Source organism: Tunicatimonas pelagia (assembly GCF_030506325.1).
Taxonomy (GTDB): Bacteria; Bacteroidota; Bacteroidia; order Cytophagales; family Cyclobacteriaceae; genus Tunicatimonas; species Tunicatimonas pelagia.
This window is the reverse complement of record NZ_CP120683.1, coordinates 1,326,543-1,347,953: the sequence shown is the minus strand read 5'-3', so window position 1 is coordinate 1,347,953 and position 21,411 is coordinate 1,326,543. Positions and strand designations below refer to the sequence as shown.

The window sequence follows — 21,411 nt, the reverse complement described above, 5'->3', positions numbered from 1 at the left end:
AACCCGCACGACGGCCGCCTGTAACTCAATGCCCGTGGACTACCGACTATTAACCAATGTCCAGTTTAACAACATGCACCTACCTAATCAGCAGTTTGTAAGCCGTCGCTTTTAACAATTACGGTGTAGTGTTATCAGCCTTTCGGCTCCTTCTCGAGCGGTAATACTACCATGAAGTACCTCTTCTTCTATCTGTGGCAGTATCTTTCGTATACGCTCCTGCTGAAAGAAGTCTTGCGAGAGCTGCCGATTAATCAATTCGTGCATCCAGTTCCGTTGCTGTTGTTGCCGCTGTTGCTGAAAGTAATTTGATGCTTGGGTGGCGGCAATAAATGCTTGAATCTGCTTCCAAATCTCATGTAAACCTTGGTTGTGTAAAGCCGAGCAGGTTACTACCTTGGGTTGAGGTTTTCCGGGCGTAGGTGGAAATAGGTGAAGTGCTTGTTGATAGTTTCTTTTGGCTACTTGAGCCGCTTGCTCGTTGCCATCATCGGCTTTGTTAATAGCGATGGTATCGGCCATTTCCATAATACCTCGTTTCATACCCTGTAGCTCATCTCCGGCTCCACTAATCATTAAGAGAAGAAAGAAGTCAGTCATATGCCGAACTAGTGTTTCCGACTGTCCAACCCCAACCGTTTCAATAATGATTACATCGTAACCAGCCGCTTCGCAGAGCAAAATAGCTTCTCGGGTTTGCTGAGCTACTCCACCCAAGTGGCTACCTGCCGCGCTAGGGCGAATGTAGGCTGAATCCTGCTGGCTCAACCGCTGCATCCGAGTTTTATCCCCCAAGATACTGCCCTTAGACTGCTGACTGCTAGGGTCAACACTAAGCACGGCAATCCGGTGGCCTTTTTGGATCAAGATCATTCCCAACTGATCAATAAATGTACTTTTTCCTACTCCCGGCACTCCCGTAATCCCCAGACGGAGAGAGTTACCAGTGTGAGGCAGAAGAGAGCTAATAATGGTTTGGGCTAAGTTCTGACTCGTGGCAAGCGTACTTTCCACCAAAGTAATAGCCTGACTCAAAACAAAGCGGTTACCAACTCGTATTTCGCTGGCGTACTGCTTAGCGGTAAGTATCTTTCGCCCCATATTTTTTAGTGCTTTTTTGCTTAAGGAACGACAAGATAATGAAGTACCATCCCAAAAGAACAAGTTCAAACGGATACTTTACAGTCGTCGTGCGATTGTGTTATCGTTTCTAAGATAAACGATTTACTGAGTTGGTGTTTATTCAAATAGAATAATAAATTAAGATATAATATAGTTTATCTACTCGTAAAAGTAGTAAATGGCTTAGTAATGATAGTATCACATATTAAATTGTTTGAATATTTAATTGAACCTTTATTAGTACATTTTGATTGTAAGTATAAAATATATCTATATTATTTTACTATACGCTATTATTTAATATTTTTATAGATGACTAGCACTAAGCGCATCGACTAGTGCGGTACTACCACCTAAATTGTCTATTATTCGGGTCTACCTATGAAATACGTACTACTCAATTTTCTTTTTATCTTTTTAAGCTTAACAGTGGCTGTTGGTCAGGATGTACAGTATACTTTTAATGTTCTGGCTCACCAAGGAGAGGTTTTTTATCGCTCTAATTCGGATGATGATTGGCAATCCGTTGAGATTGGATTGGAACTACGAGAGAATCATCTAATAAGAATTGAGAAAGGCGGATATCTTGGGTTAGTTCACCAGAGTGGAAAAACAGTTCCCTACTACAAAGCTGGCACTTACGAAGTATCTCGCTTGCATCAGCGTATCAACCTAAAACCTTCGGCAGTGGCGCAGAAGTATGCGAATGCCTACGTTGAGTCGGTTACCAACCCAGATAACAGTGCTAAAGAAACTACTCGGTCAGTAGAGAATAAAAAGTTGAAAATGTACCTGCCTAATTCGGTAGATGTTTTTAGCCCGGAGGTAGTACTACGCTGGAAAGATCAGGAGACGCTGAACGATGATTACGAGGTAGTGTTTAAGAATATGTTTGACGAGGTGCTGATGGTAAAGGATGCTACCGATACTAAGCTTTGGTTGGATTTTGAGCAAGAGCCTATTGCCTCCGAAAGGTTACTCATTGTAAGCGTGCAGAAGAAGCAACATAAAGAAGTACAATCAAGTAGCTACGGTATCAAGCATATGACCCCGGACGAATCGGCTCAGATTGAGCAAGAGCTTAGGGAGTTGAAGCTAGTATTTTCGGGCGAAGAAAACGCGCTGGATAAATTAATTCTAGCCTCTTTTTACGAACAGAATAATTTGTTGGCGGATGCACTCACCAGCTACGAGTACGCTATTGAACTATCTCCCAATATAGAAGCTTTTCACAATGCTTACGATCAGTTTGTCTTCAGAAATGGCCTTGGGCTATAATAATTTTTTTACACATTGGTATTTAAAGTAAGCCTCTAGTTGCTACCTTAGTCTGGCTAATTTCTGTCTATGATTGAAGTCATTCAAGAGGCTGATCAACAACTTTTTCTGTGGCTAAATAGCTTGCATCTTCCCTGGCTCGACCCGGTGATGTATCGAATTACCAATAAGTATACTTGGTTTCCGGCCTACGCCTTGATCGTCGTTGTTTTACTAATAAAATACAAATGGGAAGGGGCGAAGATGATTGTACTACTGGTGCTAATCATTATAGCCTGCGACCAGCTCACCTCCGGGTTTATGAAGCCTTTCTTCGAGCGTCTAAGACCCTGCCATAATCCAGGATTAACGGATCAAGTTCATGTAGTGGAAGGTTGCGGGGGAAAATACGGTTTTGCCTCGTCCCATGCTGCGAATACGTTTGGCTTTGCCACTGGGCTTTGGTTATTGCTTCGTAGCTGGAGCCGATGGTTTGTCTGGGGATTTGCCTGGGCCGGTGTGGTTTCTTACACCCGTATTTACGTAGGCGTTCACTATCCGTTAGATATACTGATCGGCGCGATACTTGGGGCTGCCATCGCTATAATTTTTTACCAACTATACCGGAATTTCAATCGTCGTTTACTGAATACTTCTTCGGTAGAATAATCGTCAAGGCGATTTCGGTTCATTTTTCTAGCTGGCTTTGAAGGATTCGGCTGATGTATTTTCCGACAATATCAAATTCTAGATTAACGATATCACCAATCTGCAATTGGCTAAAGTTGGTATGCTGATACGTGTAAGGAATAATTGCCACAGCAAACGACGTATCGGTAATATCAAAGCAGGTAAGACTCACTCCGTTCACAGTAACTGAGCCTTTCTCTACCAATAACTGATCGGATGATGTAGGTGTATAGTTAAAGCGAAACAGCCAACTGCCAGCTTGGTCTTTAATATCGGCACAAGAAGCAGTCAAGTCTACGTGCCCCTGAACAATATGGCCGTCAAATCGGCCGTTGGCGGGCATACAACGCTCTAAGTTGATTTTTGCTGCATGAGTGAGCGCACCCAAATTGCTACGCTTCAACGTTTCTTGTACTGCCGTTACTCGGTAGGTAGTTTCTACAACCTCGGTAACGGTCAGGCAAACGCCGTTATGACTGACACTTTGGTCAACTTTAAGTTCGGGGGTGATACTACTGGAAATTTCCAAATGTTTGTTTTCACCTTCATCAACAATATTGACTAGTTCGCCTACGGTTTCAATAATTCCGGTAAACATATGCTTCTGTAAAAATTGACTAAGTTTAATGGTTAAGCTGCTAAATTGCCTGATTGTTTGTCGCACAATGTACATAGCCCCAAGCCCCAACATCCGCTCTAAATTTGTTTCAGTTGACTAGCGATCGTATTAACTCGAAAGTTTCTCGGTCAAGTCCGGCAGGGGTGGATTGAAGGATTCTTGGTAGATTTCAAAATATACGGCATCGCCAATTAGTTCTTTTACCTGTACCTTCTCAATAACTTGCTGGTAGGTTTTGTAACAATCGAGAGATGCTTGGAGAGCATCAATGTTAGCATCGTTAAGGCGCACAATGCAGTCTATTTCTTCGGGTAAAGATTGCTTCAAGATGAAATCACTGCCTTTTTTAAAAGTGCCGTCTCCCTCGTAGGGAATCGTAAAAAAGGCTAATCGCTTCAAGTAAGGCACTCCTTCATCGCGCAATGTTAGAAAAACTTGCTTAGCCACGGCGTGCATTACCAAATGATCGTGAAACCCACTAATACCGTGTACCGGATAAGAAACAAAAACATCGGGTTGAATCTTCCGAATATGATCGCCCACTACTTGTTCAATCTCTCTCGGGTCCATGCGTTTAAGCCCGCTATCCGGAAGGTCAAGCACCGTCATGCCACTTAGCCCTAGAGCCTTCTCTACTTCTAACATTTCTTGGTAACGTACTTCACCCATTTCTTCTACACTGAGTCCTAAACGCTGTCGCTGCTTTGTGGCTCCTCCCCGGGTTAAGGTAAGTAAGTACACCTCGTGCCCTTGCTGGAGTTGATGGTGCATAGCACCGGCTGGGCCAAAGGCTTCATCGTCGGGGTGAGGAAAAACATAGAGAAATTTCATAGAAGATATGGGATGTAAGATGCGAAATAAGAAATGCGGGATGCGAAATATGAAAAGGATCAAAGAACGAAGAAGGGAAAAAGGAGAACGGAGTATGGGAGTAAATCAATCGTTCTCCGTATTTTCTTCTCTTTTTTTCCATATTTCGTATTTCACATTTTTATTGTTCCCTGTACATTGTCCATTACTCATTTTTTTATACTGGGCCTATGACTGAGTAAATATAGTAAAGATAAAAAGCCAGTAAAATTACTCCTTCCACCTTGTTGATCTTCCGGCGAGTAATCATCATGGGGAAAATCATAAAGGTGACAAGCAGCATCCAGATCATATCGGAGCGGATGATTATATCATTCACCTGAATGGGCGCAATAATGCTGGTAAAGCCAAGAATAGACAAAATATTGAAAATATTGGAGCCAATGAGATTGCCCATCGCAATATCGGTTTCTTTACGTGTAGCGGCTACAATAGCGGTAGCTAGCTCAGGTAGGCTAGTGCCCAAGGCTACTACAGTAATACCTACTACCCGTTCGCTTACTCCTATAGTAATAGCTAGCTCTTTGGCTCCAAATACAAACCAATTAGAGCCAAATGTTAGACCGACTATACCGAGGGCTAACAACAAAATATCTCTCCAGACACTAGCAGTAGGCTGAGCAGGCACATCCAAGGCTTCTGCCTGAGCCTGTGAGCTTTTAGTTTCCTTTCTGGATTTGCGAATAATGAAAAAAGTATAGCTAGCCAGAATAGAAACGAATAATATCCCTTCCCAAAAACTAATTAGGTTTCCTTGTACCAACGCAAACATGAGCAATGAACTTCCCATCGCCATTGGCCAGTCTATTCGCATAATATCCTTCTGAACGGGCACCGGAGTAATAAACGAAGTCACTCCCAACACCAAGGCCAGATTGCAAATATTAGAGCCAATTACGTTACCCATCGCAATATCGGGGCTACCGCTTAGGGCCGACTGAACGCTAATAAATAGTTCGGGAGCAGAAGTACCAAAAGCGACTACAGTCAGTCCGACCACTAGGGGTGAAATTTTGAGGCGCAGGGCAATACTAGCGGAACCCCGCACCAGGAATTCTCCTCCGGCAATCAACACAATAAGTCCTCCTAAGAGTATTCCGATATTAACGATCATAAACGTACGCTATAGTTTATTTCCAAAAGCCAAGTCGCCAGCGTCTCCCAAGCCGGGGATGATATAAGATTTGTCGTTCAATTGGTTATCAATAGCTCCAACCCAGAGGCGGTACAAATGTTGGATTTCTTGCTCAAGCAAAGAAATGCCCTCGGGCGCCGCAATAACGGAAAGAATATGGATTTGAGAAGGAATGCCAAAATTGCTGATCTGCTTTAGTACCTTAACTAGGGTTTGTCCACTAGCGAGCATAGGGTCAATTAAGATAAGGGGACGATCTTGAACGCTAGGCATACTTTGGTAATCAAGCTGAATAGTAAAACCATCGGTAGTGTTCTGCCGGTACGCACCAATAAAACCACTATCGGCCTGATCAAAATAATTGAGCACCCCCCAGTGTAAAGGTAAGCCCGCCCGCAGTATTGAAACCAGCACGGGCTGTTGGGTGAGTAACGAAATATCAGCAGTTCCTAGGGGAGTAGTAACTGATTCGGGGCGATAGGGCAGCGTTTTCGATAATTCGTAGGCTAAAATTTCTCCCAAACGTTCAATATTCCGGCGAAACCGCATTCGGTCGGTCTGGCGAGTACGGTCACGTAGCTCAGCCATAAAGTGGTTGGCTACCGAGGGTTGCTCCGCTAATACAAATAAAGATGCTTGCTGCATAAATCTTAAACCAGGCAACGCAAATATATACGTTGCAGTGAAGTCTGGTAGCAATGAAATGCGAAATAACAATAATTATTCATAAAAAATTAACCTGTTCTAATAGATTGCGTAACAAAATGGGCTATTTTGAACTTCTTTCAACCTAGTATGAGTTTAAAATGTCAGAAGTAATAACATTTCAGTCCAAAAACAGTACACCTTTTTTCTTAAGGTTGCCTATTGCGAGCAACATTTCCTACTGATTGTTTAACCATAAAATAATCATCAGTAACTTCCCTTAGGCTAGTTGAAAGCATTATCTTGCCGATTAATTTACTTAGTAGCTATTTCCTGAGAACCAAACCATATTTTGTGAATGAGTTACATTCAATTCGATAAAAAACAACTACTTGACCTCTCATATTCCTTAAATAAGGAAATTATACGATCTAATAAAGCCGGTGCCTATTCTTCTACTACTATTGTAGGGTGCAACACCAAGCGTTATCACGGCTTGTTGGTGGCCCATCAGCCAGGGCTAGAAGGAGTACACGTGCTACTGTCTTCGCTAGATGAAACGGTTATTGTAAACAATGCTTCCTTCAATTTGGGAGTACACAAGTACCCTAACGAATATAATCCGAATGGCTTTGTGTACATGAAGGATTTTTCCGCCGACCCGATTCCGAAGTCAACGTATCGCATGAAAAATGTAGTGCTAACCCGGGAGTTTCTGCTAGTAGAGCACGAAGAGCGGGTGCTGGTACGCTACATTGTGGAGCAGGCAACCGAAGAAATTACGCTACGGCTATTTCCGTTTTTGGCTTTTCGTAACGTTAACCAGCTTTTGAGAGCCGACGAAGGTATTCAGCCCGGTATTTCAACCGTAGAAGACGGAGTAAGTATTCAGTTATACCCTCAGTATCAAGAGCTTTTTATGCAGGTGGGTAACAACAGCAAATTTGTCTCCCAAGCAAACTGGTACTACAATATTGAGTATCCTGAAGATTTGGAGTTGGGAGCACCTTACCAAGAGGATTTATACGTTCCGGGTTATTTTGAAGTGAAAGCTTCTAAAGGAGATATTATTCTATTTACGGGCGGCCCCGATGTGATCAAAGCAGGTAATTTGCTTCGGATGTTCAATAATCAAACGCGGAAGCGAACCGCGCGGAGTTCATTTGAAAATTGCCTGAAAGTATCAGCCGAGCAATTTGTACTGAAAACCCGGAGTACCCCCGAAGCCCGCAAGTACGATCGTACAGATGTGATTGCCAGCTATCAGCGTTACCGCCGAGGCGGGCGGGATGCATTTATTGCCATTCCGGGACTGTCGCTGGTGCAGGACGACCTGAAAAGTTTTAAAGCCGTGCTGGATACGATGCTCAAGTATCGAAAAGGGGCCTTTTTTCCGTTCTGGAAGTATAATGATTCTCAGGTGACCTACGAAGCCATTGATACGCCACTGTGGTTTTTCTGGGCACTGCAACAATACACTCACCGGTTGGGCGACCGCCAAGCTGTGTGGAAGAACTACGGTAAGGCGATTCGGGAGATTCTGGAAAGCTATCGCGATGGTACTGAGTATCAGATAAAAATGCAGGATGACGGGCTTCTCTCGGGCAGCGAAGATGGTATTGCTCTTACCTGGATGGATGCTTACATCGATGGCCAACCAGTTACTCCCAGAGCTGGGTTCCCAGTGGAGGTGAATGCACTATGGTATAATGCGGTTTGCTTTGCCTTAGAAATTGCGGGTCCTCGTTCTACCGAAGGTAAAAAAGTGCTCAACGACTGGAAGGGAATGGATGAGAAAATAAAGAAATCATTCCAGAAAGCGTTCTGGGATCCAAAGAAGGGATATTTGGCAGACCTCATTAGCTTAGATCGGAAAAACAAAGATTGGTCAGTACGGCCTAATCAAATTTTAGCGGCTTCCTTGCCTTTTTCGCCACTCTCTGACACGCAAATTCGCAGCGTTATTGAGGTGGTGAAAAAAGAGTTGCTCACTCCCCGAGGCCTGCGTAGCTTATCTAAACGAGAGGCAAGCTACCAAGGGAACTACCGAGGCACGCAAACCCAACGACGCCTAGCGTATCATCAAGGTTCGGTATGGCCGTGGCTCATGGGACACTACGTAGAGGCTTACCTCAAAGTAGCCGAACGGGAGGAAGCCTTACCCTACGTTATCTCGCTTTATCGTGGTTTTGAAGAAACGATGTCGGAGCACGGTATCAGTAGTATCTCAGAAGTTTACGACGGAGACGCGCCCCACGCGCCTCGAGGGGCTATTTCCCAAGCTTGGAATGTTGCCGAGATTATCCGCACGGGCAAATTAATTGAAGAGTTTGACAAGGCAACTCAGCCAGTTTCACTATAATTATTTATCTGCGGCATCAGCGTATGCCTACCCTAACCATTTAGTAACGAAAACCCTAATCTTACATGGACACTCAATCTATAAATGAAGGTGTTTCACCTCACTGGAAACGCCTGTATATTCAATCGCAAGTACCAGACAAACTCAAAGGCTTGGAAGAGATTTCCAAAAATTTGTGGTGGTGCTGGAATTACGAAGCAATTAATCTGTTTCGCAGTATTGATCCCGAAGGATGGCTTCAGCATCGGCAAAACCCCATTGCTCTGCTAGATAACTTAAATTATCAAGATTACGAACGCCTGCTGAAGGATAGCGACTTCATGAAGCAGCTGACTCGGGTGCAGGGTCAGTTCAAGAAATACATGGGTGAGACTAAGCGACGGTCGCCCCTTAAAATTGGGTACTTCTGCATGGAATACGGACTGCACTCCTCGTTGAAGTTATACTCGGGTGGTTTAGGAGTGTTAGCCGGAGATTATCTGAAAGAAGCCAGCGATGAAAATGTGGATATGGTAGCGGTAGGGCTGCTGTATCGCTACGGATACTTTCGGCAAGGGCTATCGCACTACGGCGAGCAAGTGGCTTTATACGATGCTCAGCGGTTTACGTATTTGCCCGTTGAGCCGGTACGTAATTCGGAAGGTACTTGGATAAAAATTCAGGTCGAACTACCGGAGCGTGTATTGTACGCCAAACTGTGGAAAGTACAAGTAGGCCGTATGCCCCTGTACCTGCTAGATGCTGATATTGAAGATAATCAGGAGGCTGACCGCGTGATTACCCACCATCTTTATGGGGGTGACCGTGAAAATCGCTTAAAGCAAGAGTTGCTACTAGGTATTGGCGGAATGCGGGCACTACAAGCCTTAGATGTCCATCCTGATATTTACCATCTTAATGAGGGACACGCGGCTTTCAACGGTTTAGAGCGGCTCAGAATTTTGGTGAAAAGCGGGTTATCATACGACCAAGCCGTAGAAGTTATTCGTTCCTCTTCATTATTTACTACCCATACTCCGGTGCCCGCTGGCCACGATAGCTTCTCCGAGTCGATGCTTTGGCCCTATTTGTCGGCCTATACGAACTCAATGAGCTTATCGTGGGAGAAATTTATGGCATTAGGTCGCATCAAAGCAGATAACAAAGATGAGGAATTTTCCATGAGCCATTTGGCCCTCAAACTCAGCCAAGAAGTTAATGGGGTTAGCAAAATTCACGGTCAGGTTTCTCGGAAAATGTTTCAGCCGCTATTCCCGGGCTTTGAGGCAGAAGAATTGCACATTGGCTACGTCACCAACGGGGTACATTACTACAGTTGGACCTCTCAGGAACTTCAGGAGCTGTACGAAAAAACGTTTGGCAAAAGCTTTCTAAAGAAACAGTCTGACCCCAAACAGTGGGAAAAGATACACGATATTAACGGGGCTGATCTAATCAACATTAAGCGAGAGCTAAAAAAGAAATTGATTGATACCGTTAAAAAGCGACTGGAGAGGAGTATGCAAGAACGGCACGAATCGCCTCAGAAGACGATTGATGTGCTCAATTCCTTTGACGAAAATACCCTGATTTTTGGGTTTGCCCGTCGGTTTGCTACCTACAAGAGAGCGCAGTTGTTATTCAGGGATGTTGATCGTCTGGCGCGCATTGTAAATAATCCAGATTGCCCAGTGCAGTTTATTTTTGCTGGTAAGGCGCACCCCGCTGACCAGGGTGGGCAGGAGCTTATCCGGCGGATTGTTGAAGTATCGAACCAACCGGAGTTTTTTGGTAAGGTAGTATTCCTGGAAGACTACGATATAGAACTTACCAGCCGCATGGTGAAGGGCGTTGATGTTTGGCTGAACACGCCTACTCGCCCGCTGGAGGCTTCGGGTACCAGCGGAATGAAAGCAACGCTTAACGGAACGCTAAACCTAAGTGTGCTGGATGGTTGGTGGGCCGAAGGGTACCAACCCGATACGGGCTGGGCATTGGACGAAGAGCGAACGTACGAAAACCAGGACGCGCAAAATGAGCTAGACGCTGCTACCATCTACGCTATTCTGGAAAATGAACTTATTCCGCAGTACTACGATCAGAACGAGGAAGGTGTATCTGAGCAGTGGCTAGATCGTATGAAAAAAACAATTGCCCAAATTGCCCCGGAGTTTACAATGAAGCGCATGATGGACGATTACTTTGAGCGTTTCTACAACAAACTAGGTGAGCAGCGCAAGAAAGTACATGCTGATGATTTTGCCGGAGCAAGAGAGCTGGCCGAGTGGAAAGGTAAGGTAGTGGGTGTCTGGAATCAAATTCGCGTACTGCAAAAATCAATCTACGATTTTGCTAACGACCCCTTACCGCTGGGAGAAAATTTCAAGGCTGAAATCATACTAGACATTAAGAATTTGGCATCCGAAGATGTTGGAGTAGAGCTTTTGGTTGCTCATCGGGAGGAAGATGAGCACCATATTGTGCTAGAAGAGGTTATGAGCCAAAAGCAAGTAAAAAAACTGGATAGCGACTCTCCGGTGCCCGAAGGAACTGGCACAATGGTGAAGTACACTGCTGACTCGAAAATCACCTTTTCGGGCGTGTATGAGTACGGTTTTCGAGTATTCCCCCAGCATCCACTGTTGGCTAGTCAGCAAGACTTCAACTTAGTAACTTGGCTTTAGTACACTTTTAACCTACTGCGTAGCACTGCCTAAAATAATATGAAGCGCACCACAGTACTCTTAGTAGCCCTGCTGTTTGGTAGTCCGGTACTAGCTCAGCCTGCTTGGAACACACTAAGCCAGGCTGTTCAGGATGTTCAGATAAAAGATGATATGTACGAGCAGTCATTTTCGTACACTTCAGACAATGCTTGTTTGCTTACGTTTACGGTGCTAGATACTGATGATGGGGAGGAAACAACCTACAAGGTGAATGCGGCAGACCTGAACGAACACAAAATTAGGTTCGATACCCGCAGTAGGGAGGTGGTAATTGAGGTAGAAACGCGCGGTGACAAGGAATTAGTGCAGGTTTTTGAAGATGGTGAAGCCGAAGATTTTAGCGATAACTTTCAATTTTACGCCGTTGATATTGAAAACGCCCGGGCGATTGTAAAAGCATTTAAGGAGGTAGTGCAGAACTGCGGAGAGCAAAGTAAAGAGATTCTGATATACGGAAAGGCTAATCCCACATTCGAGGATGCTTTGGGGTTTTTAACTGCGGAAGTGGGTGAAATTGAAACATCTGATGGGGCGATTAACCAAACGTTGGCTTACGATCTATCTCTTCCGACAATTATCACTTACGAGCAAGAGGATGCCAACGAGGGCGAGGTAAATAGTTATGTGGCCAACATGGTTGACTTTAACGAGCAAAGTGTATCGTTTGATACGAAACGAGGGCAAGTGCTGGTAACACTAGAAACCATCGGCGGACGCGATTTAATTCAAACCTTAGAGAACGGAGAGGCGGATGACTACGAACATGAGTTGCAGATTATTGCTACTGATATTGAGCAAGGTCGTGCTTTAGAAAAAGCACTCAAGGCGCTAATTACGCAAGCTGAACAACGGTACGATAACTCGTTTTTACCCGGCGTGAATAATCCTAGCTTGGATCAAACAGTTTCTTATCTAACCAGCCAGGTTGGCAATGTTGCACTTGAAAAGGAAACCTACGAACAATCGGTGAACTACGATGCTGCTACTCAGCAATTTAGCTACACCATCATTGAAGCTAGTGAGGGAGAAGAGGTTACGTTTTTGGTAAACCCGGCTGATATTAATCCCCGCACCATAGACTTTGATACTAAAGGCAGCGAGGTGCTGATTGAGCTAAAAACCGAAGCGGAGCGGGATTTGGTGCAGGAGTTAGAAGATGATGTAGTAGATGGATTTACGGATGAAATTGTTATGCAGGCCCCCAGTGTAGATGAGGCTCGGCGTTGGGTGGGGGCACTCCGGCAGTTAGTTACCTTAGCCCAAGCGAATCAGCAAAATTTGTTTGTGGCTTCCGTTGGTTCCAATCCTACTCCTGGTACCACCTTGCAGTTTCTGCGGGATAATATCGGGACGGTAGATGAAGGCGATGATCGCTATGAACAGTCATTTACCCCCGGTTCAGATCAGTGCCTGCTTACGTATACGCTGATTGACGATGAGGGAGAAGAGAAAGTATTTGAGTGGAATATGGCTGATATGAATCCTCGGCTCGTCACTTTTGATACCAAGGGAGAGCGTATTATCGTAACGCTCAAAACCACTGCTCAGCGCGACTTAGTTCGAGAGATAGAACAAGGAGAAGTAGAGGGTTACGAAAATGAGGTTGAACTGCTGGCAAATACTATTGAAGAAGCCCGGGCTTTGGTATCAGCATTTAAAAATCTAGCAGAATCCTGCAAGAAGTAATTAGTAATGATTGATGACTAATGAACGATATCTGTTATTAATCATCAATCATTATTCATTCGTCATTAATTAAAAGCGGAGTCCGGCGGAGATTGAGAACATACGGTTAGTACCTTCATTGCCACTGAGCATTGGCGTGATTCCGTGCTCGTAATTCAACTCCAAGGTAACGATCAGTACTTCAATACCGATGCCGCCGTTAATTCCCAAAGTGGCTCCCCGGAATGCTTCTCGGCTAAGACCGTATTCATTTTCCTGAACACCTAGCAGTAGGGTAGGGGTAATTCCCGCATTCACCCAGATACGTAGTAGCCCGTCCGAACCTGTCAGGTACATGCCCCCGCTGATGGGTGCTTTTAATGTGTTAAAATGCACTTGGTTATCCATTTCTTGTTGGGTAGTTCCTTGGTGTACTAGTTGAGCACCCGTGCGGTAGTAATGCAGGCCAGGTTGCCAGAAAAACCAACTCTTTTTACTGGACTTAATCAACATGTCTATGCCAACGTTCATCCCTACTCGGCTACCTTGTTCAGCAGTTTCAGTAGAGAGCGACGCGAAGTGTACTCCAACTTTGGGATTTACGTACACTTTGTTTTTATCGTTTTCTGATTGCGCGTGAGCCAGTGAAACGCTTAAGAAAAGAATGATGATAGCTACTAAATTTTTCATGATTTTTTACGTTTAGTCAAGGTGTTTTTAATGTAAAATTCACCCTACTATCCAGCCACCCGCCCGAAGGTTAATACAGTTCGCAAAATTTTCTTAAAAAAACTTCCTACAGACGAAAAGGAGTTAGAAGACCGAAGTAAGAAGTCAGTCCAAAAATATTTTTGCGTGCATTTTGACCTTTTGCTTTCCGTCTTGAAGTTCCCTTCTCCCTTCTCCAAAAAAATTCTCTCTCGCCATTAACCTTCTTTATCCTGATGGTATATGTAAGCGAAAGTTTAATCAACCATGTATCATCAGAAACAAGAAAAAATTATGAACACTTCATTATTCAACTGGGCGGCATTCCGCTGGGCGGCATTCCGCTTCGCTAAATTATTTGCTTTTGCACTACTCGTTATCTTCAGTGCCTGTACTCAATCTGAAGATCCAGTACCCACTACGCCGGATAATCAAAATCCGAATCCGGGATTACCCGATTTAGGTGGTGGTGGGTCTACTCCTGGTAGCCTTCCCACAACCCCCGGCGGCGGCAGCAACCCGACAACTCCTGGTGGCGGCAATCCTACTACTCCCGGCGGTGGTCAAACCAATCAGGCCGTGGGTGTGATCACCTTTGATAACGGGAGTTATGAATTTCCCTTCTACTTAGGTGCCGAAACTGAAGCGCAGCCCAATGAAACGGGCGCTTATTTGACGGAATACTATTACGCTGACGAAGCAGCTAGCCAGGATAACGATGGGGACGATAACATTGAAGGAGTTATCACTGCCATTGCCTTCAACGCTACTAATCCAGGAACCATAAGCCCCGGTCAGTACCCGTACACCCTAGGTTCTAGCGATGCTCAGACTTTTCCCTACATCATGGTTATTGACCGAGGTCGGATCTTCCTAGTGGCCGAAGCTCAAACCCAGATTGGAACTACTAGCGAGAATAGTGTGTACCAAGTAACATTTGATGGGCAAGCGGTAGAAGTAGAGCTAGTAAACGGAGAACTCAGCATAATTTCCAACCCGTTTAATCTGCAAGGTCAGTTTTTCATTCCAGCGACAGTTTCTAATAGCTCGGCTGCCCGCTACGAGTCTAAACCTAGCTTACCCTCGTTCAATCTAGACTTCTCTAACCTATCTTTTTAGTCGGTGAGATTGCTCAGATCAACGAAAGCTACTGCTCTTTGGCGGTAGCTTTCTTTTTTTGTTAACAGGCGCCGTGGAACGGTCAACGGTCGATAGTCCACAGTCTACCTGGAACGACGCTCGACAAATCAAAATTAACACCATTTCTACCCTTCATTCTTCGGTCCCGGCGGGGAACCGCTCCCGTCTTCGGACTCCGTTCTCTCAATTCCGATCCTGTATTCTCATTTTTCTAATTGTCGGGAATGATGTTACTTTTGCAGAGAATATGCAACTTGCAATCTCTGTGGTATCATGAAAGACCAGGAAATAATTGACCAGATCAAAGCCGGAAATTACGAAGTGCTCAGCCAGCTTAATCGCCATTTCGTTAGTGTACGAAAGTACGTGCTGTCAAATAGTGGAGCTATTGAAGATGCCGAAGACGTGTTTGCTGAAGCTCAGGTAATATTTTATCAGAAAGTACTCAGCGAAGCTTATCGTTACGATGGCGAAGGAAAAATTGGCGGGTTTCTCTACCGAACATCTCGAAATCTCTGGATGAAGAAGCTTACCCGTCCCGCCCCCATGATGTCGGTAGTATCCGATACTGATACCCAAGACTCGAGCAATCCGCTGGAAGAACTCAGTGGGGCACTTGACGAAATTCTCGGTAATCTGGGTGACCCCTGCGCGGCCATTTTAACTTTTTTTTATTTTAATCGCCTCGACATGTTAACCATTGCCCAAAAACTGGGATATAAGAATAAAGAGACGGTAAAAGTTAAAAAACGCCAGTGTATTCAGACGATTGAAAAGTCGCTGCTACCGGCGCAAAAAGAAACCTTAAAAGAATACTTGTATGAACTTGACCAACGAAGACCGGGAGCTCCTGGATCGACACTTTGAGCAGGATCTCACCGAAACAGAAGAGACACAATTCCAGGAGAAGGTAGCTTCTGATGATGAGTTTCGGCAGGCGGTTCGCCTACGGGAACTGATCCACGAGCGAGTGGAAGCCCACGGAGCAGCCCAACTAAAAGAACAGCTAAAAGCCAACCTAGCCGCCCAGCGTGGCACTATTGAAGAGGAAGAGGAAGAGGAATCTCAAGAGAGTGATGAAGCTACGGTGCGCCCACTATTTGTCAGTCCGAACACGGTTCGTTGGGCTATTGCGGCTTCGCTGGCATTGGTGCTAGCTGCTGCCGTTGTTTTTCTTAACCTATCGGATTCCTCCAACGGTAATGGTCAAGTAGCGGTAGAAGATACTACAAAAACAGATGCACCCGTTACCGGAGGGCAGGTAGAAGCCCCCAGTTACGCTGGAACTGATACCTACACATCATCCTACGCTATCGCTAGTGAAGGCATTTCGCAAGTAGCTCACGCACTGCTAGTGATTGATGAAAGTCGTACGGAAGCTACCTATCAACTGATTGATGATACTTTACGAGTGTACTATCCGCAAGAAATCTTTGCCGATCCCCTTCAACTAGTCAATCAGGACGGTGGGATAGTGTTGCAAATTAATGAAGAATCTTATCTGATTGACTTGGCGGGATCAGCTACTGAGCAACCGCTTACGACTCAAGAGTAGGTAATAACTACTTCAAAGTATTATCAAAGCCTATGCGCCTTCTTGTGCCCGTAGGTTTTTCTCACTTGTAAATCCTACCGGAGAAAGTTGGAGACTATTGCATCAATCGCTAGATTGACTACTTTGCGATATTGGTTGTAGCCTTTTCATCATATCCGTTAATCTAGCGATAATGCCTTCGCTTTTCAGAAAGTTTTCAAAACTTTGATAATCTTTGCTCGATTCAACTCCTACCTCATCACCACTAACTTTTACCAGTTTCATTTTTTCCCCACAACCGGTTGTCACGTAGCGGTGAGTAAATGAACTCAGTAATGTATCAGTAATAAAGTAATCGACCGCTGAAGTATCTACCTCGTTTGCCCAATTGTATTCTTTCCTGATACAGATTCCATCGAAGTTTAATGTTAACGTATCGTTAAAGATTTCATAGTTGCCATGGGTGAGACCTATATCGGACATACAATAATCTACCTGATAAAAGGATAGGTCAGATCTTAAGATCAGATTTCCAGAACAGCAATCACAGGCAAAGTAAAAAGAGTGTATAACGAATTGGGTGCAGAGGAAAAGCGAGTGGGAATGCAGAGATTCCCTTAATTTTGAGGTCTTCAACCACCATCAAAAAAACTCGCTATGGAAGTAAAGGAAGCAAAAATCAACCAGATAAGACAACACTTAGATCAGATAATAGCCCAAATGGATGCCCGAAGTAAAGAAGGAATGAGAATTCATCAGGTAGAGCGGTCTTTGTTTACCAGTTTATTGCAGTTAGGTTTTCAACTGTTAGAATACTACATTTTGAGTATACAACAGGTAGTCGCTGTTCAGGGGGTTCCCGTTGATCGTGCAGGGGAAAAGATGAAGAACACCGGGCTGCGTAGTCGGCCTTACCGAAGCATTTTTGGCCCGTTATCCATTGCCCGCCCCAAGTATTACTCAACCACTGGTAAGAGCTATTACCGGCTGGACGAAGCGTTGGGCTTACCCAAGAGCAACTATTCTTACGTATTGGATGATTGGTTAGGGTATGGGGCCACCGAGATGGACTTTGCCCAAAGTGCTGAGCAGTTGGAGCGCATCTTAGGTCATCCCCTAAGGGGTATGCAAAGCCAACGGTGTAGTTACAGGCTTTGCGAGCAAGTAAAAGACTTTTATGAGCAACAAGCCTGGGAAAACATAGAAGATGGTACTCATTTGAGCGTAGGCTTTGACGGTAAGGGGGTGCCCATTCGTCGCAGCGAAACTCAGCGAGCTGAGGAAAGTACGGCGGTTCGTCTGAGCAAAGGACAGAAGAAGGGGGTCAAAAAAGAAGCCACAGTAAGCCTGAGCAGTTCGTTTACCCCGCGGCCCCGGCAGGCTCAAGAACTCTTAGAGAGCTTGTTTTGCCCTACCCATGAGCCGCAGAAGCCCGATGGAGGGCATACCTGGCACGAGCACAAGCATCTACGAGCCTTTCTCTCAGACAAGGTAGGGGCCATCCGCTACGGGGTGGAAAACCTACTTCGGCGCGATGCTAGTGCAAAAAAGCCGATCATCGTTTTGATAGACGGTGACCGAGCCTTAGAAAAAGCAGTTCGGCAAGTGGTAGAAGAAAAGAAAGTTACCCATCGGGTAGAGGCCTACGTACTGGATTTTATTCACTTGCTAGAGTACGTTTGGAAGGTGGCTAACGCTCATTGGGGGGAGAAGCATCCCAATCGTTTTGCTTGGGTGAGAAGCCAAGCCGCCTTGTTACTAGACAGCCAGCATGATGAGGTACGACAGCAATGGCAAGTTATCTTGCAACAGGCTACCTTGTCTCAATACAAGCGTGACACTGTCCAACGAGCCATCACCTACCTGACCAACCATCAGCATATGGTAGATTACAAAACCTATCTACAGCTAGGATTTCCTATCACCACCGGAGCGGTGGAAAGTGCCTGTGGACATTTTGTAAAGAGCCGTATGGAGAGAAACGGCATGCATTGGGGAAAACAAGGTGCGCAGAATATGCTCAACCTACGAGCCGTCAGAAAGAACGGCGATTGGGACAACTACCTACAAACAGTAGTCAAACACGAACAACAAGCTCTTTACCAAAAAGCTGCCTGAGTTACACCCTTTTTGTTATACACTCAAGTAAAAAGCACAAGTATCCGTAAATAAAGATTCACTACCTAAATCAAATATCATTGGCTCAGTTTCATTAGTTTCTGGTACTGACTCGACCTCCTGAGCTTGAGCCTGAGAAACAATTGAGTCATCTTCTACAGGTTTTTCAATCTCTCCGGGAGTATTTTGACTGACTGACTCGATTTCTTTTACCCCACAAGAGCTTAAAAGAAAAATACATATGACATAGATGTATCTCATGACCCCCATTATTGCTACTGACCAACGCAGTTCATGCCAGTATTACAATTAATAAACCGTTTGCAAATCAGAAATAATCTTCTCCAGGTTTTCTATATCTTGTTCTGATATCTGGATGCCAGAGCAGCGGTGAGGCAACCTCTCTTTGATTAAGAAGTGGGGGCGGCAGTCAGGAGCATTTAGAATGATCTCTTCAATCTTCCAGAAGCGATGTTTCTGGTCATCCACTGTGCCTTCTTCTTGCTGGTAGTCGGAAACTTCTGATGAAGTTTCAAATTCTACCTCCAACAGTGGATGAAAAGTGCTACGCCAGTCCATCTCAGGGGAGTAGCTGATTGCTCGAGGTGATAAACGGTCAATGCTAAGATCAATGGCTACTTCCTGAGCGTAGGATAATGAACTGATTAGGAAGAAGCTAATTATAGGAATAATAGAACGTGTCATTCGTACTTTGTGGTTTTCTGCAATTTTAGCAGTTTCTTCCCCAAAATTCAGTGAAAGACCTTGCTAAGTCTAACCCGTGTACGATTATGATTAAAAACGGATGAGTTTGCCGATGGCGGAGGGAGGTGAGTGACGTACTTGACTATTGTAGGTTAAGCGTCTCGCTGATTACGTGTGGTGAGCCATCAACTTCTACTCTACCTTGTAAGGTGTGAAAACCACTAATGACTTTGGTACCAAAGGCTATCTGGTTATACTCAAACTGAGCGTAGAAAGTGCCTGATTGTTGGTACATGGTAAGGGTACAAGAGCCAGACTGAGGTGCTTTGGGACGGTAACAGGTTAGCTGATTGTAGTCCCAATGTATACTAAACGTGCTACCCTCTTGCTGTACGGAAGTAAAAGCGCAAGAGTACGCTAAATTATCCTCGTACCATTGGAGATAATAGTCTGCATTTTTCCATTGTTCTGGAGATTGTAGCAGGTGATAGATAAAGTCTTTCCAAGCATCCAGTGCATTCTCACGAACTGTGGTGGTAGAAGTCGGGATGTATGCTTTTTGAGATTTTACCAAGAGTTGCATTATAAATGGATAAACCTCACGTGAAGTTACGGTTGGATTAATAGCACCGGATTGAGGAACGGGCAGCAAGGCCTCGTGATCGGTATAGTTACAAGCCAGCGTGGACATAAATAGCCCACCCATACAGAAGTACGCTGCTATTTTCATAGTAGAATAATTTGAGTACAGAAGGTAAACAAGGCTGCTCCGGATTTACGCCCAGCCTTTAAAAATATTCAACCGTGTTTTTTTCGTTGCTTTAGGTTAAAATCGCCAACCGGTACTAAGCAGGAAGTAACCATTCTGTAGCACTTTCGGATTACCTGACAAGCTGGATACTGTATCATTTTCATCAATATCAATCAAACTTGAACTAAACCGCAGACCTAAAAGTAGCCCTTTGTTAAATTCATATTCTACTCCAAATGCCAACGCTAGGTCTACTGGGATAAACTCACTTCGACTATCGGAACCATCAATTTTTGACGATATCAAAATACCTAATTGGGGGCCAATTTGTAAACTGAATTTACGAGCCGGATATAACTTAACTAACAAAGGAGCAACGAGGTAACTATTCCTTACTTGTATCGGTGTACTTGTAAACGCAGTAGTGAGGGTATCAACAGCTCCCTGTTGAGCGTACAGTAGCTCGGGCTGAAAAGCAATCCAGCGAGATAAGCGGAACTTTGCTAATCCTCCTATAGCCAATCCGCTTTTCACTCCATAAATTTCACCTTTGTCAGCATTGAAGAGTGACCCAAAGTTTAATCCAATCCGCACACCGTACTCAAAACGATCGAGCTGCTGTTGGGCTTGAGTTGAGAATGTTGCCAAGGCAAAGGCGAAAGCGAGTAATAATCTTTTTGTATACATAGGTTTGTGAAATCTAGACTAGAAAATTCGGCTACTAATATAAGGTTTTGTGATGAAGACTGGTAGTATCAGAAACAACGATTGACGATACCCCTCCGGCAGTGTTAGGCCGCACTTGCTGCTGACTGCTCTCATCAATTCCGCTCACGGTTTTCATAACCAAGATAGCTAGGGCGAGAAAAATAAGTCGTAGAAAGTTTTGAGTGTCGCGTCGCATAATTGATAGCGTTTTTCATTGTTTTCACTAGTATATGCCTGGCTACTGCTCAAGGTTAATGATGTAGGTAAAAAACTTTTTAAAGTTCTCCCCGCACGGATCGTTTTACTACCTCTATTTTACTGTGCACCTGTAGTTTACGGTAGATGTTCTTAATATGAAATCGCACAGTATTAATGGACACGCCAAGCTGGTCAGCAATCTGCTGATAGCTATCACCTTCGGCTAAGCCGCTGGCTACTTTGCGTTCTTGTTCGGTCAGTGTTTCAATAGGTTCTTTCATAATATCAGTAGTTGATGATTAATGAATAGTGGTTGATGATTAATGAGAGCACGAAAGAACAGTGGAATGAGAGAGTGATAGAATAGCGAGTATTCACTCATTATTCACTACTCATTCGTCATCACTCATTAACCATTAGTCATTATTTCATTATCCAGGTTGAAAGGCAAAGGTTAATGGGAGGCGTAGAAAAAATGT

At 44.5% G+C, this 21,411-nt stretch carries 22 protein-coding genes; 9 read left to right on the top strand and 13 right to left on the bottom strand.

Annotated elements, in window-relative coordinates:
• Window positions 1-111: 111 nt before the first annotated feature.
• Window positions 112-1,101 (bottom strand): methylmalonyl Co-A mutase-associated GTPase MeaB, encoded by a 990-nt coding sequence (gene meaB / locus P0M28_RS05585; protein WP_302208632.1) that lies wholly within the window; start codon window positions 1,099-1,101, stop codon window positions 112-114.
• Between the two features lie 402 nt (window positions 1,102-1,503).
• On the opposite strand from meaB, the gene P0M28_RS05580 reads away from it, so the two are divergent.
• On the top strand, window positions 1,504-2,400 hold the full coding sequence (locus tag P0M28_RS05580; protein WP_302208630.1) for a hypothetical protein: 897 nt from the start codon (window positions 1,504-1,506) through the stop codon (window positions 2,398-2,400).
• A gap of 69 nt (window positions 2,401-2,469) precedes the next feature.
• Window positions 2,470-3,048: a phosphatase PAP2 family protein gene (locus P0M28_RS05575; protein WP_302208629.1), complete on the top strand. Its 579-nt coding sequence runs from the start codon at window positions 2,470-2,472 to the stop codon at window positions 3,046-3,048.
• 19 nt (window positions 3,049-3,067) lie between these two features.
• Here the strand turns inward: P0M28_RS05575 and P0M28_RS05570 are convergent, their stop codons facing one another.
• From P0M28_RS05570 to upp, 4 genes are all read right to left on the bottom strand, one after another.
• Window positions 3,068-3,667 (bottom strand): riboflavin synthase, encoded by a 600-nt coding sequence (locus P0M28_RS05570; protein ID WP_302210856.1) that lies wholly within the window; start codon window positions 3,665-3,667, stop codon window positions 3,068-3,070.
• A gap of 129 nt (window positions 3,668-3,796) precedes the next feature.
• Complete coding sequence (locus P0M28_RS05565) at window positions 3,797-4,519, bottom strand: PIG-L deacetylase family protein (RefSeq protein ID WP_302208627.1); 723 nt, start codon at window positions 4,517-4,519, stop codon at window positions 3,797-3,799.
• A 196-nt stretch (window positions 4,520-4,715) separates the two neighbouring features.
• Window positions 4,716-5,672: a calcium/sodium antiporter gene (locus P0M28_RS05560; RefSeq protein ID WP_302208625.1), complete on the bottom strand. Its 957-nt coding sequence runs from the start codon at window positions 5,670-5,672 to the stop codon at window positions 4,716-4,718.
• Window positions 5,673-5,681: 9 nt separating this feature from the next.
• Window positions 5,682-6,338 (bottom strand): uracil phosphoribosyltransferase, encoded by a 657-nt coding sequence (upp, locus tag P0M28_RS05555; protein WP_302208623.1) that lies wholly within the window; start codon window positions 6,336-6,338, stop codon window positions 5,682-5,684.
• 358 nt (window positions 6,339-6,696) lie between these two features.
• Here upp and P0M28_RS05550 point away from each other — a divergent pair, with 358 nt between their 5' ends.
• The 3 genes from P0M28_RS05550 to P0M28_RS05540 all read left to right on the top strand — a co-directional run bounded on the left by P0M28_RS05550 (window position 6,697) and on the right by P0M28_RS05540 (window position 13,091).
• Entirely contained in the window at window positions 6,697-8,700 is a 2,004-nt protein-coding gene (locus P0M28_RS05550) for an amylo-alpha-1,6-glucosidase (protein ID WP_302208621.1), read from the top strand.
• 65 nt (window positions 8,701-8,765) lie between these two features.
• The gene (glgP, locus tag P0M28_RS05545; protein WP_302208620.1) at window positions 8,766-11,363 is read left to right on the top strand and encodes an alpha-glucan family phosphorylase; all 2,598 of its coding nucleotides are present in this window, start codon (window positions 8,766-8,768) and stop codon (window positions 11,361-11,363) included.
• A 39-nt stretch (window positions 11,364-11,402) separates the two neighbouring features.
• Window positions 11,403-13,091, top strand: coding sequence for a hypothetical protein (locus tag P0M28_RS05540; protein ID WP_302208619.1), 1,689 nt, complete (start codon window positions 11,403-11,405; stop codon window positions 13,089-13,091).
• Window positions 13,092-13,160: 69 nt separating this feature from the next.
• On the opposite strand, the gene P0M28_RS05535 is transcribed toward P0M28_RS05540, so the two are convergent.
• A complete protein-coding gene (locus P0M28_RS05535) occupies window positions 13,161-13,760 on the bottom strand; it encodes an outer membrane beta-barrel protein (protein WP_302208618.1) in 600 nt (199 codons plus the stop codon).
• A 312-nt stretch (window positions 13,761-14,072) separates the two neighbouring features.
• On the opposite strand from P0M28_RS05535, the gene P0M28_RS05530 reads away from it, so the two are divergent.
• From P0M28_RS05530 to P0M28_RS05520, 3 genes are all read left to right on the top strand, one after another.
• The gene (locus tag P0M28_RS05530) at window positions 14,073-14,897 is read left to right on the top strand and encodes a hypothetical protein (RefSeq protein WP_302208617.1); all 825 of its coding nucleotides are present in this window, start codon (window positions 14,073-14,075) and stop codon (window positions 14,895-14,897) included.
• Between the two features lie 294 nt (window positions 14,898-15,191).
• Window positions 15,192-15,785: an RNA polymerase sigma factor gene (locus tag P0M28_RS05525; RefSeq protein ID WP_302208616.1), complete on the top strand. Its 594-nt coding sequence runs from the start codon at window positions 15,192-15,194 to the stop codon at window positions 15,783-15,785.
• Complete coding sequence (locus P0M28_RS05520) at window positions 15,739-16,473, top strand: hypothetical protein (RefSeq protein WP_302208615.1); 735 nt, start codon at window positions 15,739-15,741, stop codon at window positions 16,471-16,473. The genes P0M28_RS05525 and P0M28_RS05520 overlap by 47 nt, the downstream gene beginning before the upstream one ends.
• Window positions 16,474-16,575: 102 nt before the next feature.
• Here the strand turns inward: P0M28_RS05520 and P0M28_RS05515 are convergent, their stop codons facing one another.
• Window positions 16,576-16,935, bottom strand: a complete 360-nt coding sequence (locus P0M28_RS05515; protein WP_302208614.1) for a hypothetical protein — start codon at window positions 16,933-16,935, stop codon at window positions 16,576-16,578.
• A 174-nt stretch (window positions 16,936-17,109) separates the two neighbouring features.
• Between P0M28_RS05515 and P0M28_RS05510 the strand changes: the two genes are divergently transcribed.
• The gene (locus P0M28_RS05510; RefSeq protein WP_302204760.1) at window positions 17,110-18,570 is read left to right on the top strand and encodes an ISKra4 family transposase; all 1,461 of its coding nucleotides are present in this window, start codon (window positions 17,110-17,112) and stop codon (window positions 18,568-18,570) included.
• A gap of 15 nt (window positions 18,571-18,585) precedes the next feature.
• Here P0M28_RS05510 and P0M28_RS05505 read toward each other — a convergent pair whose 3' ends face one another.
• The 6 genes from P0M28_RS05505 to P0M28_RS05480 all read right to left on the bottom strand — a co-directional run bounded on the left by P0M28_RS05505 (window position 18,586) and on the right by P0M28_RS05480 (window position 21,213).
• Entirely contained in the window at window positions 18,586-18,831 is a 246-nt protein-coding gene (locus tag P0M28_RS05505; protein WP_302208613.1) for a hypothetical protein, read from the bottom strand.
• A gap of 48 nt (window positions 18,832-18,879) precedes the next feature.
• Window positions 18,880-19,275, bottom strand: coding sequence for a hypothetical protein (locus P0M28_RS05500; protein ID WP_302208612.1), 396 nt, complete (start codon window positions 19,273-19,275; stop codon window positions 18,880-18,882).
• Between the two features lie 142 nt (window positions 19,276-19,417).
• The gene (locus P0M28_RS05495; RefSeq protein WP_302208610.1) at window positions 19,418-20,005 is read right to left on the bottom strand and encodes a hypothetical protein; all 588 of its coding nucleotides are present in this window, start codon (window positions 20,003-20,005) and stop codon (window positions 19,418-19,420) included.
• Between the two features lie 96 nt (window positions 20,006-20,101).
• Window positions 20,102-20,713, bottom strand: coding sequence for a porin family protein (locus tag P0M28_RS05490; RefSeq protein ID WP_302208608.1), 612 nt, complete (start codon window positions 20,711-20,713; stop codon window positions 20,102-20,104).
• A gap of 34 nt (window positions 20,714-20,747) precedes the next feature.
• On the bottom strand, window positions 20,748-20,930 hold the full coding sequence (locus P0M28_RS05485; RefSeq protein ID WP_302208607.1) for a hypothetical protein: 183 nt from the start codon (window positions 20,928-20,930) through the stop codon (window positions 20,748-20,750).
• A gap of 79 nt (window positions 20,931-21,009) precedes the next feature.
• Window positions 21,010-21,213, bottom strand: a complete 204-nt coding sequence (locus tag P0M28_RS05480; RefSeq protein WP_302208605.1) for a response regulator transcription factor — start codon at window positions 21,211-21,213, stop codon at window positions 21,010-21,012.
• Between the last annotated feature and the right edge of the window lie 198 nt (window positions 21,214-21,411).

Coding starts and splice junctions, on each gene's coding strand:
- meaB (WP_302208632.1), bottom strand. CDS start 1,101: ATGGGGCGAAAGATACTTACCGCTAAGCAGTACGCCAGCGAAATACGA.
- P0M28_RS05580 (WP_302208630.1), top strand. CDS start 1,504: ATGAAATACGTACTACTCAATTTTCTTTTTATCTTTTTAAGCTTAACA.
- P0M28_RS05575 (WP_302208629.1), top strand. CDS start 2,470: ATGATTGAAGTCATTCAAGAGGCTGATCAACAACTTTTTCTGTGGCTA.
- P0M28_RS05570 (WP_302210856.1), bottom strand. CDS start 3,667: ATGTTTACCGGAATTATTGAAACCGTAGGCGAACTAGTCAATATTGTT.
- P0M28_RS05565 (WP_302208627.1), bottom strand. CDS start 4,519: ATGAAATTTCTCTATGTTTTTCCTCACCCCGACGATGAAGCCTTTGGC.
- P0M28_RS05560 (WP_302208625.1), bottom strand. CDS start 5,672: ATGATCGTTAATATCGGAATACTCTTAGGAGGACTTATTGTGTTGATT.
- upp (WP_302208623.1), bottom strand. CDS start 6,338: ATGCAGCAAGCATCTTTATTTGTATTAGCGGAGCAACCCTCGGTAGCC.
- P0M28_RS05550 (WP_302208621.1), top strand. CDS start 6,697: ATGAGTTACATTCAATTCGATAAAAAACAACTACTTGACCTCTCATAT.
- glgP (WP_302208620.1), top strand. CDS start 8,766: ATGGACACTCAATCTATAAATGAAGGTGTTTCACCTCACTGGAAACGC.
- P0M28_RS05540 (WP_302208619.1), top strand. CDS start 11,403: ATGAAGCGCACCACAGTACTCTTAGTAGCCCTGCTGTTTGGTAGTCCG.
- P0M28_RS05535 (WP_302208618.1), bottom strand. CDS start 13,760: ATGAAAAATTTAGTAGCTATCATCATTCTTTTCTTAAGCGTTTCACTG.
- P0M28_RS05530 (WP_302208617.1), top strand. CDS start 14,073: ATGAACACTTCATTATTCAACTGGGCGGCATTCCGCTGGGCGGCATTC.
- P0M28_RS05525 (WP_302208616.1), top strand. CDS start 15,192: ATGAAAGACCAGGAAATAATTGACCAGATCAAAGCCGGAAATTACGAA.
- P0M28_RS05520 (WP_302208615.1), top strand. CDS start 15,739: ATGAACTTGACCAACGAAGACCGGGAGCTCCTGGATCGACACTTTGAG.
- P0M28_RS05515 (WP_302208614.1), bottom strand. CDS start 16,935: ATGTCCGATATAGGTCTCACCCATGGCAACTATGAAATCTTTAACGAT.
- P0M28_RS05510 (WP_302204760.1), top strand. CDS start 17,110: ATGGAAGTAAAGGAAGCAAAAATCAACCAGATAAGACAACACTTAGAT.
- P0M28_RS05505 (WP_302208613.1), bottom strand. CDS start 18,831: ATGAGATACATCTATGTCATATGTATTTTTCTTTTAAGCTCTTGTGGG.
- P0M28_RS05500 (WP_302208612.1), bottom strand. CDS start 19,275: ATGACACGTTCTATTATTCCTATAATTAGCTTCTTCCTAATCAGTTCA.
- P0M28_RS05495 (WP_302208610.1), bottom strand. CDS start 20,005: ATGAAAATAGCAGCGTACTTCTGTATGGGTGGGCTATTTATGTCCACG.
- P0M28_RS05490 (WP_302208608.1), bottom strand. CDS start 20,713: ATGTATACAAAAAGATTATTACTCGCTTTCGCCTTTGCCTTGGCAACA.
- P0M28_RS05485 (WP_302208607.1), bottom strand. CDS start 20,930: ATGCGACGCGACACTCAAAACTTTCTACGACTTATTTTTCTCGCCCTA.
- P0M28_RS05480 (WP_302208605.1), bottom strand. CDS start 21,213: ATGAAAGAACCTATTGAAACACTGACCGAACAAGAACGCAAAGTAGCC.